This window comes from Amycolatopsis sp. N2S4-7 (assembly GCF_058119595.1).
This window is the reverse complement of record NZ_CP172299.1, coordinates 9180915-9194846: the sequence shown is the minus strand read 5'-3', so window position 1 is coordinate 9194846 and position 13932 is coordinate 9180915. Positions and strand designations below refer to the sequence as shown.

The 13932-nt window shown below is 71.0% G+C and carries 16 protein-coding genes and 1 pseudogene; 10 read left to right on the top strand and 7 right to left on the bottom strand.

All coding sequences use genetic code 11. The features are described from left to right. Positions 1-47: 47 nt before the first annotated feature. Entirely contained in the window at positions 48-1088 is a 1041-nt protein-coding gene (locus ACH54P_RS43230; RefSeq protein WP_489909086.1) for a restriction endonuclease, read from the top strand. Here the strand turns inward: ACH54P_RS43230 and ACH54P_RS43225 are convergent. From ACH54P_RS43225 to ACH54P_RS43210, 4 genes are all read right to left on the bottom strand, one after another. After that, positions 1067-2296, bottom strand: a complete 1230-nt coding sequence (locus ACH54P_RS43225; protein WP_489909085.1) for a serine hydrolase domain-containing protein — start codon at positions 2294-2296, stop codon at positions 1067-1069. The two genes, ACH54P_RS43230 and ACH54P_RS43225, sit on opposite strands and share 22 nt — an antisense overlap. 9 nt (positions 2297-2305) lie before the next feature. Continuing rightward, positions 2306-3118 (bottom strand): siderophore-interacting protein, encoded by an 813-nt coding sequence (locus tag ACH54P_RS43220; protein WP_489909084.1) that lies wholly within the window; start codon positions 3116-3118, stop codon positions 2306-2308. A 63-nt stretch (positions 3119-3181) separates the two neighbouring features. Beyond that, complete coding sequence (locus ACH54P_RS43215; protein WP_489909083.1) at positions 3182-3517, bottom strand: hypothetical protein; 336 nt, start codon at positions 3515-3517, stop codon at positions 3182-3184. Further along, entirely contained in the window at positions 3514-3918 is a 405-nt protein-coding gene (locus tag ACH54P_RS43210; RefSeq protein ID WP_489916962.1) for an SgcJ/EcaC family oxidoreductase, read from the bottom strand. Before ACH54P_RS43210 ends, ACH54P_RS43215 begins: the two co-directional genes overlap by 4 nt. Positions 3919-4096: 178 nt before the next feature. On the opposite strand from ACH54P_RS43210, the gene ACH54P_RS43205 reads away from it, so the two are divergent. After that, complete coding sequence (locus tag ACH54P_RS43205; protein ID WP_489916960.1) at positions 4097-4711, top strand: TetR/AcrR family transcriptional regulator; 615 nt, start codon at positions 4097-4099, stop codon at positions 4709-4711. Here the strand turns inward: ACH54P_RS43205 and ACH54P_RS43200 are convergent. Genes ACH54P_RS43200 through ACH54P_RS43190 form a run of 3 tightly spaced genes read right to left on the bottom strand, consistent with a single transcriptional unit; the run spans position 4708 to position 7385 of the window. Continuing rightward, positions 4708-5628 carry an NADP-dependent oxidoreductase gene (locus tag ACH54P_RS43200; RefSeq protein WP_489909082.1) on the bottom strand — a complete coding sequence of 307 codons (921 nt, stop codon included), beginning with the start codon at positions 5626-5628 and terminating at the stop codon, positions 4708-4710. The two genes, ACH54P_RS43205 and ACH54P_RS43200, sit on opposite strands and share 4 nt — an antisense overlap. Positions 5629-5688: 60 nt before the next feature. Then, positions 5689-6921, bottom strand: coding sequence for a radical SAM family heme chaperone HemW (gene hemW / locus ACH54P_RS43195; protein ID WP_489909081.1), 1233 nt, complete (start codon positions 6919-6921; stop codon positions 5689-5691). Positions 6922-6968: 47 nt separating this feature from the next. Beyond that, the gene (locus ACH54P_RS43190; protein ID WP_489909080.1) at positions 6969-7385 is read right to left on the bottom strand and encodes a VOC family protein; all 417 of its coding nucleotides are present in this window, start codon (positions 7383-7385) and stop codon (positions 6969-6971) included. A gap of 108 nt (positions 7386-7493) precedes the next feature. On the opposite strand from ACH54P_RS43190, the pseudogene ACH54P_RS43185 reads away from it, so the two are divergent. The 8 genes and pseudogenes from ACH54P_RS43185 to ACH54P_RS43150 all read left to right on the top strand — a co-directional run bounded on the left by ACH54P_RS43185 (position 7494) and on the right by ACH54P_RS43150 (position 13755). Then, positions 7494-8038, top strand: a pseudogene (locus ACH54P_RS43185) (TetR/AcrR family transcriptional regulator). 37 nt (positions 8039-8075) lie between these two features. Beyond that, positions 8076-8186, top strand: a complete 111-nt coding sequence (locus tag ACH54P_RS43180) for a putative leader peptide (protein ID WP_489909079.1) — start codon at positions 8076-8078, stop codon at positions 8184-8186. Between the two features lie 108 nt (positions 8187-8294). Further along, positions 8295-9989 carry a nitrite/sulfite reductase gene (locus ACH54P_RS43175; RefSeq protein WP_489909078.1) on the top strand — a complete coding sequence of 565 codons (1695 nt, stop codon included), beginning with the start codon at positions 8295-8297 and terminating at the stop codon, positions 9987-9989. Then, positions 9986-10135, top strand: coding sequence for an eL43 family ribosomal protein (locus ACH54P_RS43170; protein WP_400876472.1), 150 nt, complete (start codon positions 9986-9988; stop codon positions 10133-10135). Before ACH54P_RS43175 ends, ACH54P_RS43170 begins: the two co-directional genes overlap by 4 nt. Further along, on the top strand, positions 10132-10827 hold the full coding sequence (locus ACH54P_RS43165; RefSeq protein ID WP_489909077.1) for a phosphoadenylyl-sulfate reductase: 696 nt from the start codon (positions 10132-10134) through the stop codon (positions 10825-10827). Before ACH54P_RS43170 ends, ACH54P_RS43165 begins: the two co-directional genes overlap by 4 nt. A gap of 11 nt (positions 10828-10838) precedes the next feature. Next, on the top strand, positions 10839-11759 hold the full coding sequence (gene cysD / locus ACH54P_RS43160) for a sulfate adenylyltransferase subunit CysD (protein ID WP_489909076.1): 921 nt from the start codon (positions 10839-10841) through the stop codon (positions 11757-11759). Then, positions 11759-13021, top strand: coding sequence for a sulfate adenylyltransferase subunit 1 (locus ACH54P_RS43155; protein ID WP_489909075.1), 1263 nt, complete (start codon positions 11759-11761; stop codon positions 13019-13021). Before cysD ends, ACH54P_RS43155 begins: the two co-directional genes overlap by 1 nt. Beyond that, complete coding sequence (locus ACH54P_RS43150) at positions 13018-13755, top strand: sirohydrochlorin chelatase (protein ID WP_489909074.1); 738 nt, start codon at positions 13018-13020, stop codon at positions 13753-13755. Before ACH54P_RS43155 ends, ACH54P_RS43150 begins: the two co-directional genes overlap by 4 nt. Positions 13756-13932: the final 177 nt, after the last annotated feature.

Here is a 13932-nt window from a genome sequence, read left to right as displayed (position 1 = left end):
GGTTGATTCATGGATCCGGACCAGTTCCCGCACAGAACGGCACCGGCATGGACATCGCGGAGCGCGCGCAAGCACTCGCCCTGAAGATCCGCAAGCACAAGGAAGGCATCGAAACCGAAGAGGCGACCAAGAACGCCTTCGTGATGCCGTTCATCAGCACTGTCCTCGGTTACGACGTGTTCAACCCGGCCGAAGTGATCCCCGAATTCACCGCCGACGTGGGGACCAAGCGGGGCGAAAAGATCGACTACGCCATCGTGCACCACGGGCAGGTGTACGAGTTCTACACCGATCTCGACGCGCCGAACCGGATGGACGCCAAGCCGTTCCTCGTGCTGGACTTCGCCGACATCGACGACACGCTGCTGCCCGAACTGGCCAAGCTGACGAAGGAATCCTTCGACCTCGACTCGGTCATCAGCGCCGCCGGCGAGCTGAAGTACATCGGCCAGCTCAAGCGCATCCTCGCGGCGCAGTTCAAGGAACCCGAGGACGAGTGGGTGAAGTTCCTGACCACGCGGGTCTACGAAGGAGCGTTCACCCAGCGCGTCCGTGAGCAGTTCGGCCCGCTGGTGAGCAAGGCGACCCGGCAGTTCTTGAACGAGCAGGTCAACGACCGGCTGAAGAACGCGCTCGGTGGCCCCGACGCCTACGTGAGCGTGTCGGGCGGCAGCACTTCGCAGCCCGGGGACCAGTCCCAGCCGCTGCCGGCCGCCGAGACCGATTCGGCTGACGACGGCGAACGAGTGGTCACCACCGAGGAAGAACTCGAGGGCTACCGGATCGTCCGCGCCATCGTCTGCGCGGAGGTCCCCGCCGCCCGGATCGCCGCACGCGACACCAAGACGTACTTCGGCGTTCTCCTGGACGACAACAACCGCAAGCCGATCGCCCGGCTGTGGTTCAACCGCTCGAAGAAGTACCTCGGCGTCTTCGACGAGAACAAGGTCGAGACCCGCTTGCCGATCACCGCGGTCGAGGAGATCTACCGGCACGCCGACCACCTGCGCCGCACCGTTGCGAGGTACCTCGCCGCGGGGCAGGTGGCCGAAGCGGCCGTGACCGCTCAGTCGACCAGCGCCTGGTAAACCAGCTGCCGCAGCTGGGGGCGCAGCCGGTGCGTGCTCGACGGCAGCAGCTGCGTGTAGAAACCCACCGTCAGGTCCTCGTCCGGGTCGACCCAGAACGCCGTCGAAGCCGCGCCGCCCCAGGCGAACTCGCCTGCCGATGACAGCGTCCGGGCCTTTACCGGGTCCTCCAGCACCGAAAATCCCAGCCCGAAACCGTGGCCGTCGAAGGGCATCTCCGCGAACAGCGGGCGGCCGAACGCCTCCAGGTCGACGTGGCCCGGCAAGTGGTTGCTGGCCATCAGGGAAACCGCGCGCGGGGACAGCAGGCGGACGTCGTCGAGGGCGCCGCCGCGCAGGAGCATCTCCGTGAAGCGCCAGTAGTCCGCCGCCGAGGAGACCAGGCCGCCGCCGCCGGAGAGGCAGTCGGGGCGGGACGTGCCCGTGCGGCCGAACGCGTCGTTGCGGACCGCGCGGCCCGAAGACGGATCCGGCACGTAGAGCGCGGCCAGCCGGGAAGCGGAAGGAGCCACGAAACCCGTGTCCGCCATGCCCAGCGGACCGAAGATGCGCGACGCGAAGAACTCGTCCAGCGAAAGCCCGGACACCACCTCGACGACCCGTCCGAGCACGTCCGTGGCGATCGAGTAGTTCCACTCCGCGCCCGGCTGGAACAGCAGCGGCAGCGAAGCCCACCGCTCACAGCAAGCAGCCAGGTCGAGGCCGGGCGGGGTGCCCCATTCGAAGCCGTTCGCGCGGTAGATCGCGTCCACCGGGTGGCCGTGGTGGAAGCCGTAGGTCAGGCCCGCCGTGTGGGTCAGCAGGTGCCAGACCCGGATCGGCGACGTGGCGGGCTCGGTCACCGGCTTCAACGCCGACCCCTTGACGAACACCCGCGGCGACGCGAACTCCGGCAGCCACTGGGCGATCGGGTCGTCCAGCTCCAGCAGGCCCTCTTCGGCGAGCATCATCACGGCGACCGACGTGATCGGCTTCGTCATCGAGAAGATGCGCCACAGCGTGTCGGTCTCCACCGGCAGCCCGGCTTCGACGTCGCGGTGCCCGCCGCTGCCGACGTGCACGATCCGGCCGTGCCTGCTCACCACCGCGAGCCAGCCCGGCAACCGTCCATTCTCGACATACCGGTCGAAGTGCGCGTCGATCCGCGAAAGCCGCGCCGCGTCGAACCCGGCTTCGGCCGGGTCGACGTCCACCTTGAGATCAGCCATGCGGCGAGGTTACTTCTCCTTCGCGCGCTCGGCCGCCTTCTCTTCGCGCCAGGCTTCGTCGTTCTTCCCGAGCCGCCAGTAGCCGGAGATCGACAGCAGCTCACGCCGCACGCCACGCTCGTCGAGCAGGTACCGCCGCAGGTCGCGGACGAACCCCGCCTCGCCGTGCACGAACGCCTGGACCACGCCGGAGCGCCACGGCAGGTCCCGCACGGCCGCGGCGACGTCGCCGCCGGACGCCCGGTGCAGCCAGGTGATCTGCGCGTCCGCCTTCGTGACCAGCGGCTGCTCCTCGTCGGCGTTCTCGACCAGGATCACGGCGTGCGCGGGGACGCCGGCGGGGAGGGCTTCGAGCGAAGACGCGATGGCGGGCAACGCGCTCTCGTCGCCGGCCAGCAGGTGCCAGTCGGCCTCGGTGCCCGGCGCGTAGGCGCCACCCGGCCCCAGCAGGAACAGCTCGTCACCCGGCTGGGCCGAGGCCGCCCACGGGCCGGCGATGCCCTCGTCGCCGTGGTGCACGAAGTCGAGGACGAGCTCCCCGGCCTGCGGGTCGAACGCCCGGACGGTGTAGGAGCGCTGGCGCGGCCAGTGTTCGCGCGGCATCGTCGCGCGGCACTCCTGGACGTCGAACGGCTCCGGGTACTCGACGCCGGGCACCTTGAACAGCACCTTCACGTACGCGTCGGTGAACGCGTTGGGCGCGAAACCGGCGATGCCCTCACCGCCCGCGACGATCCGGATCATGTGCGGGGTGAGCCGCTCGGTGCGCAGCACCCGCAGCCGCACCGCGGGACGCCCGGACCGCCGGGGTGCTTCAGCCATCGAGAACTCCAACCGTCGCTAAGGCTTACCTAACTCAGCCTACGCGCCGAAAACGACCCGCGGCTACTCAGGTGTACCCACTTCCTCGAGCAGCTGCGCAAAACCGGCAGCCGTGCGAGCGCGGAACCCGAAGAAGAACCGGTTGGCGAGGGGCACTCCCCAGCGCCCCCGGGCAGCCGCGTTGAGCACCCGGTGCTCGACGCGGGCACCGGCCGGATCCGCCGTGACGCGGTATTCGGCGCGGTACCACCAGCCGCCCTGCACCGCGAGGAACCCGCGCTCGCGGTCGACCTCCGTCCGCATCGGGTAGCCATCCCCGGTCACCCGGCGCCGCACCGCCTCGAACACCTCCCCCGGCGGCCGCGCGACGACCCCCGAGGCCTCCGCAAGCGTTTTCACGACCGCGGATCCGAGACGCGCGTGTTCTGGAACGCCGTGATCAGCCATTCGCCCGCCTCCCGCACGAGCACGAAGCTGACCGTGGACTCGCGGCCAGGATCAGCGGTGCCGGTCAGCGAGGAGCCACCGCCCACGACGGCGACGGCGACGTCGGGCCGGACGAACCGCACCTTCGCCTCGGCGCCGATCCGTCCGGTGAGCTTCATGCCCTTCAGCGGACCCTCGAACAGCGCGCGGTGCGCGCTCTCGATCCGCTCGCGCCCCGGGAGGTTCATCCCGAAGTACGTCACGTAGTCCGCGTCCTCGGTAAAGAGCCGCCCGTAGGCGGTCGCGTCCCCGTCGTTCCAGGCCTGGGTCAGGCGGCCGAGGACGGCCCGGACGTCGGCTTCGGCAGTGGTCACAGCCATGGGATCCCCTTTTACGAACGTCGTTCGTTCTACGAACACCGTTCTACTCACGAACGTTGTTCGCGTCAAGTACAGTGTTCGCGTGACCGTTCCCCCGCCGCCGTGGCGCCGCGCCCCGCGCCGGCGCGCCGCGAAGCCCGCGCTGTCCCAGGAACTCGTCGTGAAGACGGCCCTGGACGTCCTGGCGAAGGAGGGGCTCGGCGCGGTCACCATGCGGCGGGTCGCGCAGGAGCTGGAGACGGGACCCGCGTCGCTGTACGCGCACGTGTCCAACAAGGACGAGCTGGCGGAGCTGATGCTCGACGCCGTGCTCGCGGACGTGCCGCTGCCCGAGCCCGACCCGGCCCGCTGGGACGAGCAGGTGAAGGACCTGGTCCGCGCCCAGATCCGGGCGATGGTCGCCCACCCCGGGATCGCCCGGGTGGCGTGGCACATCGCCGTGCCGGTCAACCCGAGCTCGCTGCACCTGGGCGAGGCGATGCTGGCCCTGCTGCGCGCGGGCGGGCTGGACCTCAAGCGGGCGACGTTCGCGGGCGACGCCTTGGCGCTCTACGCCAAGGCGTACGCCTACGAAGCGAGCGGCTGGACCTGGGGCGAGATCGACCCGGCCGAGGTCACCGAGCGCGGCGAGCAGATGCTGGCGTACATGCGGTCACTGCCGGCCGAGTCGTTCCCGAACATGCTGCGGATCGGCGAGTTCTTCTCCGCCGAGACGGCGGCCGAACGCCTCGAGTTCGCCCTCGACATGTTCCTCGCCGGCCTGAAGGTGCTCGCGGCGAAGAACTAGGGCCGCAGCACGATCTTGCCGCGGGTGTGCCGCTTCTCCAGGTCCCGGTAGGCCTCGCGCACCTCGTCGAGCGGGTAGACGCGCGCGATCGGCACCTCCAGCAAACCCTTGTCCACCAGCGTCGCCAGCTCGCGCAGGACGTCCGCCGACGACGCGGCCGCGTTGCCCTCGGCCTTGACGTTGTACTTCCCGGCCGCGGCGAAGTCGATGATCGTGTCGATCCGGCCGGGGTGGATGCCCAGGTGCAGGGCCAGCTCCACGTACCCGGACCCGAAGGTGTCGACGAACGCGTGCACGCCGTCCGGGGCGGCTTCCTTGATCCGCTCGAGGACGCCGTCGCCGTAGGCCACCGGGATGACGTCGAGCTCGCGCAGCCACGCGTGGTTGGCCTCCCCCGCGAGCCCGATCACCGTCGCTCCGGCCAGTTTCGCGAGCTGGACGGCCAAGGAGCCGACCCCGCCGGCGGCGCCCGAGACGACGACCGTGTCGCCTTCTCGCGGGCACACCGCGCCCACCGCGGCGTAGGCGGTGGTGCCGGCGACGAACAGCGAACCGGCCGCCTCCCACGAAACCCCGTCGGGGCGCGGCGTCAGGTTCGGCGCCTCCGCCAGGACGAAGTCGGCGTGGCTGGAGCGCGTGTCGACGAAGCCGATCACCTCGTCGCCGACGGCGATCTCCTCGACGCCGTCACCGAGTTCGGCGACCACCCCGGCGAAGTCGCTGCCCTGCCCGGAGGGGAACGTCGCGGGGAAGCGCTCGTGCAGGAACCCCTGCCGGATGGCGGCTTCACCCGGGTTGATCCCGGCGGCCCGCACCTCGACGAGCACCTGGCCCGGCCCCGGCACCGGCCGCGGGACGTCTTCGACCCGGAGGACGTCCACGTCGCCGTACTCGTCGAACCTGATCGCGCGCGCCATGGGCCCTCCTCGAAAGTCGTTGCTGACTGCAACCAACAACGACCCGCGGAGTTTTAATCCCTAGCCGGCGAGCCGGCGGACCACGCCGTCGGCGAGCAGCCGCCCGCGGTCGGTGAGCACCGCGCGGCCCCGGGAGTCCAAAGCGGACGGATCGAGCAGGCCTTCGGCCGCGGCCGCGCGGGCTTCGGCGAGCCCGGGTTCGTCGAGCACGTCGAGCGGGAGCCCTTCGGCGACGCGCAGTTCGAGCATGATCCGTTCGAGGTGCTGGTTGTCGTCGGTGAGCACTTCGCGCCCGCCCGCGGGCGAGTCGCCGGCGGCGAGCAGCGCGGCGTAGCGCGCCGGGTGCTTGACGTTCCACCAGCGCACCCCGCCGACGTGGCTGTGCGCGCCCGGACCGGCGCCCCACCAGTCGTCCCCGCGCCAGTAGCCGAGGTTGTGGCGGCAGCGGGCCTCTTCGGACGCCGCCCAGTTCGACACCTCGTACCAGCGCAGCCCGGCCGCCGACAGGGTGGCGTCGATCATCTCGTAGTCCGCGGCCAGCACGTCGTCGTCCGGCGCGGGCAGCTCGCCGCGGCGCACGCGGCGAGCCAGGGCCGTGCCCTCCTCGACGATCAGCGCGTACGCCGACACGTGGTCGACCCCGGCCGCGAGGACGGCGTCGAGCGTCGCGCGCAGGTTGTCGGCGCGCTCCCCCGGCGTGCCGTAGATCACGTCGAGGTTGACGTGGTCGAACCCGGCCGCGCGCGCCTCGGCCGCGGCCTGGCCCGGCCGGCCCGGGGTGTGCACGCGGTCGAGGATCTTCAGCACGTGCCGCGCGGCCGACTGCATGCCCAGCGAAACGCGGGTGTAGCCGGCGTCCCGGATCCCGGCGAAGAACTCCGGCGACGTCGATTCCGGGTTCGACTCCGTCGTCACCTCGGCGCCGGGCGCGAGCCCGAAGACGTCGCGGACGGCGTCGAGGACCGAGCGGAGCCCGTCCGCGCCGAGCAGCGACGGCGTGCCGCCGCCGACGAACACGGTGTCGGCGGCGGGCGGCACGACCAGCACGCGCGCGGCCAGCTCCAGTTCGCGCCGCAGCCCTTCGAGCCAGGACTGCGGCGACGAGTCCGAGTCGAGCTCACCCGCCGTGTAGGTGTTGAAGTCGCAGTAGCCGCAGCGCGTGGCGCAGAACGGGACGTGGACGTAGACGCCGAACGCTCTGCTGCCGAGCCCCTTCAGCGCGCTCTCCGGCAACGCCGGATCGATCGGGGTGGCGGGGTCGGGACGCAGCACGGGCACGCTCGAATTGTCCACCCCGTGACGCTCGGTCGCCCTCAGGGGCCGATCGGGTCAACACCCCGTCACGACACCGGGAGGTTCGCCGCCGCCCAGTCCGGGTCGGGCGGGATCATCTCGATGACGTCGAGCAGCACGCCGTTCGGGTCCGCCACGTAGAAGTGCCGCTGCCCGTAGACCTCGTCGACGACCGGCGTCACGAGCTCGACACCCGCATCTTCCAGCCGCTTCGCCTCGGCCCTGGCGTCCTCGACGACCAGCCCGAACATCAGCCCGGCCGTATCCTGCGCGCGGTACGCCGGCGGGACCGACTCGTGCCCGCGCCGCACGAAGCTGATCTCGTAGCCCGGCGCACCGGCGTTGACGCTGGCGAACCACTCCAGCTCGACGGTCACCGGCAGCCCGATGACGTCAGCGTAGAAGCGGGTGGTCGCGGCGACGTCGTCGACCAGGTACCCCGCCCCGAATCCCTTGACCTGCATCCCCCACACCTCTCATTCAAACCACTGTATGCGTAGTACTCTAACCATAGTGGTCTAAATCGGGCAAGGAGCAATTCACCGCGGCAGAACACCGAACGGCGGACGGCGCTGGGCGACGCGGCCATCGAAGTGCTCGCCCGGGACGGCGCACGCGGGCTCACCTCCCGCGCGGTGGACACCGAGGGCGGGTCCCGCCCGGGACGACGTCGAACTACTTCCGCAGCCGCGACCAGCTGCTGGCGGAGGCCGGGGAACGCGTGCACGTCCGGCTGTCCGCACCGGAGGAGGTCATGGCCGACCCGCGGGCGGAAGAGCCGTCGACCGGCCGGGTCGCCGCGCTGCCCGGCGACCTGATGACCCGGCTGACCACGCGCCGCTGCTCCTGCCTCGCCCTGCTCGAGCTCCGGCTGGAGGCGAACCGGCGCCGGGAGCCGGCGGCGGCGCCGACCGCGACCGTGCGGGAGAGCTTCGAGATCAGCGTGGGCTTCCACGAAGCCGCCGGCCTGCCCGGCGGACGGGTCGAAGTCCTGCTGCTCTACTCGGCCCTCACGGGCCTCACCGTCGAGCGGTTGACATTGCCGGAAGCCTTCGCCGGGTACCCGGACGCGCAGGTCGTGGGCCTGCTGGTCGACCGCATTCTCCCAGGCGAGTGACCCTCCTCCCACCATTCGGGCAGGCCTGGACCACATTGTGGACGCGTGGCACGCTGACGCCGTGACTCATGCCGGTGTTTCCCTCGTGGCCCGCCGCCACGTCGACCTGCTGCGGGTCGCCAGCGCCCTCTGCGTACCCGTTCGCTGACTCCCCGCCCCACCACCTGCCACGAATTCTGGACAGCCGGCGCCGGAGGACACACCCGCGAGCCGGTGGTCCTCCGCTGCCACGAAAAGCCTCTCGGAGGACGCCCCCATGGCCACGCCCACGCGCCAGACCCCCGCCCGCCCCGCGCGCGCCAAGCAGAAGCGCGGTGAAGGGCAGTGGGCGCTTGGTTACCGGGAGCCGCTGAACCCGAACGAGCGGTCGAAGAAGGACGATCACCCGCTCAACGTGCGGGCGCGGATCGAAAACATCTACGCCCACCGCGGGTTCGACGCGATCGACCCCGGCGACCTGCGCGGCCGGTTCCGCTGGTTCGGCCTCTACACCCAGCGCAAGCCGGGGATCGACGGCGGCCGCACCGCGACGCTGGAGCCGGAAGAGCTCGACGACCGCTACTTCATGCTGCGGGTGCGGCTCGACGGCGGCGCGCTGACCACCGAGCAGCTCACCGTGCTCGGGGAGATTTCGCAGGCGTACGCGCGCGACACCGCCGACATCACCGACCGGCAGAACATCCAGTACCACTGGATCCGGATCGAGGACGTCCCGGCGATCTGGGCCAAGCTCGAGAACGCCGGCATGACCACGATGGAAGCGTGCGGCGACAGCCCGCGCGTCATGCTCGGCTCACCGGTCGCCGGCATCTCGGCGGACGAGGTGATCGACGGCACCCCGGCGCTGGACGAGATCAAGCGCCGCTACATCGGCAAGCCGGAGTTCGCCAACCTGCCGCGCAAGTTCAAGACCGCGATCTCCGGCCAGGCCGACGTCGCGCACGAAATCCACGACGTCGCGTTCGTCGGCGTGAACCACCCGGAGCACGGGCCCGGCTTCGACGTCTGGGTCGGCGGCGGCCTGTCCACCAACCCGATGCTCGGGCAGCGCCTCGGCGCCTGGGTGCCGCTCGACGAGGTCCCGGACGTCTGGGAAGGCGTCATCTCGATCTTCCGCGACTACGGCTACCGGCGGCTGCGCTCCCGGGCCCGGATCAAGTTCCTGGTCAAGGACTGGGGTGCGGAGAAGTTCCGGCAGGTGCTGCAGGACGAGTACCTCAAGCGCGAGCTGATCGACGGCCCGCCGCCGGTGGACCCCGCCGTCCCGATCGACCACGTCGGCGTGCACCCGCAGGTCGACGGCAAGTTCTACGTCGGCGCGGCGCCGGTCGCCGGCCGCTCGTCCGGCGGCACGCTCGTCGCCGTCGCCAAGGCCGCCGAGCGGGCCGGGTCGAACCGGGTGCGGCTGACCCCGCAGCAGAAGCTCGTCGTGCTCGACGTGCCCGAGGCGCAGGTCGCCACGCTGTCGGCCGAGCTGGCCGAGCTGGGGCTGGAGTCGAAGCCGTCGCCGTGGCGGCGCGGCGTGATGGCCTGCACCGGCCTGGAGTTCTGCAAGCTCGCCATCGTCGAGACGAAGGCCCGCGCGCAGCAGCTCGTCGCGGACCTGGAGAAGTCCCTCGCGGACATCCAGGCGGACCTCGACACGCCGGTGAGCGTGCACCTCAACGGCTGCCCCAACTCCTGCGCGCGGATCCAGACCGCGGACATCGGCCTCAAGGGCCAGATCGTCACCGACGCCGACGGCAACCAGGTCGAAGGCTTCCAGGTGCACCTGGGCGGCGGGCTCGGCCTCGACGCCGGGTTCGGCCGGAAACTGCGCGGGCACAAGGTGACTTCGGACGAGCTGACCGGGTACGTCGAGCGCGTCGTGCGCAACTACGTGGCCGGCCGCGAACCCGGCGAACGGTTCCCGCAGTGGGCCGCCCGCGCCGAGGAAAGTGCCCTCCAGTGACCGAGCGCGCCACGCCGTACTACTGCCCTTATTGCGGCGACGAGGATCTGCGGCCGGAAGAGAACGGCGGCTGGCTTTGTTCCGCCTGTCGCCGGGTTTTCTCGGTCAAGTTCCTCGGCCTGTCCCTCCCGGAGGTTTCCCGATGACCGCCACAGCCGACTACAAGACCCTCGCCGAGCGCGCGTCGAAGGAGCTCGCCGACGCCACCGCGGAAGAAGCGCTGCGCTGGACCGTCGAGACGTTCGGCGACGACTTCATCGTCGCGTCCAACATGCAGGACGCCGTGCTCATCGACCTCGCCACCCAGGTGAAGTCCGATGTGGACGTTCTGTTCCTCGAGACCGGTTACCACTTCCCGGAGACGATCGGCACGCGTGACGCGGTGCAGGCCGTCTACCCGGGCGTCCGCATCGTGAACGCCCAGGCCGAGCAGAGCGTCGCCGAACAGGACGCCGAATACGGCGCCAAGCTGCACGACCGCGACCCGACGCTGTGCTGCAACCTGCGCAAGGTGGTGCCGCTGCGCAAGACCCTGGCCAACTACTCGGCCTGGGTCACCGGCGTCCGCCGCGTCGACGCGCCGACCCGCGCGAACACCCCCATCGTCACCTGGGACGACCGCAACGGCCTGGTGAAGGTCAACCCGATCGCGGCCTGGACCGACGACGAGTTCAACGGCTACATCGCCGAGCACGGCGTGCTGGAGAACCCGCTGGTCTCGATCGGCTACCTCTCGATCGGCTGCGCGCCCTGCACGGCGAAGGTCGCGCCGGGCCAGGACCCGCGCAGCGGCCGGTGGGCCGGGCAGAGCAAGACCGAGTGCGGACTGCACGGCTGAGGAAGGGACGCATGACGACCTTGGAGCCCGCGACCGACGCGGCACAGGACAACTTGGCGGCTTTGGAATCCGAGGCCATCCACATCTTCCGCGAAGTGGCGGGCGAGTTCGACCGGCCGGTGATCCTCTTCTCCGGCGGCAAGGACTCGACGCTGCTGCTGCACCTGGCGATCAAGGCGTTCTGGCCGGCGCCGGTGCCCTTCCCGCTGCTGCACGTGGACACCGGGCACAACTTCGACGAGGTCATCGAGTTCCGCGACCGCGTCGTCGAGCAGCACGGGCTGCGGCTGGTCGTCGCGAAGGTCCAGGACTGGATCGACGACGGCCGCCTGGAAGAGCGCGCCGACGGCATGCGCAACCCGCTGCAGACCACGCCGCTGCTGGACACGATCGCGGAGAACAAGTTCGACGCCGTCTTCGGCGGCGGCCGCCGCGACGAGGAGCGCGCCCGGGCGAAGGAGCGGATCTTCAGCCTCCGCAACTCCTTCGGCCAGTGGGAGCCGCGGCGCCAGCGGCCCGAGCTGTGGAACCTGTACAACGGCAGGCACCGCCCGGGCGAGCAGGTCCGCGTCTTCCCGCTGTCCAACTGGACCGAGGCCGACGTCTGGAACTACATCGCCCGCGAGAAGGTCGAGCTGCCGTCGATCTACTACGCGCACCAGCGCGAGGTGTACCTGCGCGACGGGATGCTGCTGACCGAGGGCCCGTGGGGCGGTCCCAAGCCGGGTGAAGAGGTCCGCGAGCGGACGGTGCGCTACCGGACCGTCGGCGACGGCTCGTGCACCGGCGCCATCGAATCCACCGCGGCCACCGTCGAAGAGGTCATCGCCGAGGTGTCGGCTTCGCGGCTCACCGAGCGCGGCGCCACCCGCGCCGACGACCGGATGTCCGAGGCGGCCATGGAAGACCGCAAGCGTGAGGGGTACTTCTGATGAGCTCGCTGTTGCGCCTGGCCACGGCCGGGAGCGTCGACGACGGCAAGTCCACCCTGGTCGGGCGGCTGCTGTACGACACCAAGTCGGTGCTCGCCGACCAGCTGGACGCCGTCACGCGCGCGTCCGTCGACAAGGGACTGTCCACCCCGGACCTGTCGCTGCTCGTCGACGGCCTGCGCTCGGAACGCGAGCAGGGCATCACCATCGACGTCGCCTACCGCTACTTCGCCACGCCGAAGCGGTCGTTCGTGCTCGCCGACACCCCGGGACACGTGCAGTACACGCGCAACACGGTGACCGGCGCGTCCACCGCGCAGCTGGCCGTGCTGCTGGTCGACGCGCGCAAGGGCGTGATCGAGCAGACCCGGCGGCACGCGGCCGTGCTGGCCCTGCTCGGCGTGCCGCAGCTGGTGCTGGCGGTGAACAAGATCGACCTGGTCGGCTACGACGAGGCGACGTTCACCGTGATCGCCGAAGAGTTCGCCCAGCACGCGGAGTCGCTCGGCTACGCGCGCGGCTCGGTCCTCGCGATCCCGGTTTCCGCGCTCGAGGGCGACAACGTCGCGACGCGCTCCGGGCGGACGCCGTGGTACACCGGGCCCAGCCTGCTGGAGCACCTGGAAGACGTGCCGGTCGCGCCCGACCCGCACGACTCCGCCCTGCGGTTCCCGGTGCAGTACGTGATCCGCCCGCGCACGCCGGAGTACCCGGACTACCGCGGCTACGCGGGCCAGATCGCCGCGGGCACCGTGCGGCCGGGCGACGAGATCGTCGTGCTGCCGCAGGGCATCCGCAGCCGCGTCGAACGCATCGACACCGCCGACGGTCCCCTGGCCGAAGCCGGCGCCGGGACGTCGGTGACGCTGCTGCTCACCGACGACATCGACATCTCCCGCGGCGACCTCATCGCCGCCGCGGACGCGCCGCCGCGGATCACCGACGAGATCACCGGCACGCTGTGCTGGCTGTCGTCGAAGCCGCTCAAGCCGGGCGCGCGGGTGCTCGTCAAGCACGGCGCCCGCACGGTCCAGGCGCTGGTCGGCGACCTGCACGCGCGGTTCGACGAGCAGGCGCTGTCCAGTGTGGACTCGCCGTCGTCGCTGGAGCTCAACGACATCGGGCTGGTCACGCTGCGGCTGGCCGAGGAACTGGGCGTCGACGACTACGGCGTCAGCCCGCGCACCGGCGCGTTCCTGGTGATCGACCCGAAGGACGGCGACACCCTCGCCGCGGGCCTGGTGGGTGAGCGCTTCTCGTGACGCCTCCCCTGGTCGCCGTCGCGCACGGCAGCCGCGACCCCCGCTCGGCGGCGACCGTGCGGGCGCTCGTCGACGTCGTGCGCGCGCAGGCACCGGGGCTATCGGTGTACGAGTCCTTTCTGGACCTGTCCGCACCGCTCGTCACGGACGTGCTCCGGTCGTTGTACGCGGCCGGCCACCGCACGGCGGTCGTGGTGCCGCTGCTGCTGGGCAGCGCGTTCCACGCGCGGGTCGACCTGCCCGCGCTGATCGAGGAAGTCACGTCGTCGTGCCCGGGCTTCGTCATCCGGACGTCGGACGTGCTGGGCGCCGACCCGGCCCTGGAAGCGGTCGCCCTGGACCGGCTGACGTCGGCGTCCCGCCGCCGCGGCACGGGCGTGCTGCTCAGCGCGGTCGGCTCGTCCAACGCTTCGGCGAACGCGGTGGTCGCTTCGCTGGCCGCGCGCTGGGAAGAGAAGCTCGGGCTCCCGGTGACGGAGACGTTCGCCTCGGCGGCCCAGCCGGACATCCCGGCGGCCGCCGGGCGGCTGCGCGCCCGCGGGGTGCGGCACCTCGTGGTGGCTTCGTGGTTCCTGGCGCCGGGGCTGCTGCCGGACCGGATCGCGCGGCTGGCCCGGGAAGCCGACCCGGGAGCGTTCATCGCGGAGCCGTTGGCGGACGACCCGCGGGTCGCGGACGTCGTCGTGGCGCGGTACGCCACCGCGGTCACCGACCTGCTGCGCCAGTACGCCTAGGCCACGCTCCGTGCGCTGAACCACCTGATCAGCACCATCGCGACCACCAAAAGGTGAGTTTCATTCACATTTGCTGTCACCGTGCGCGCATGGGAACGGTCAATCCTTGACGCGCTAGTTAACTTGCCGGTAACTCTCTAAGCGCTGCGCGGCTTTCGTTCCTCCCCTCCAAAAACC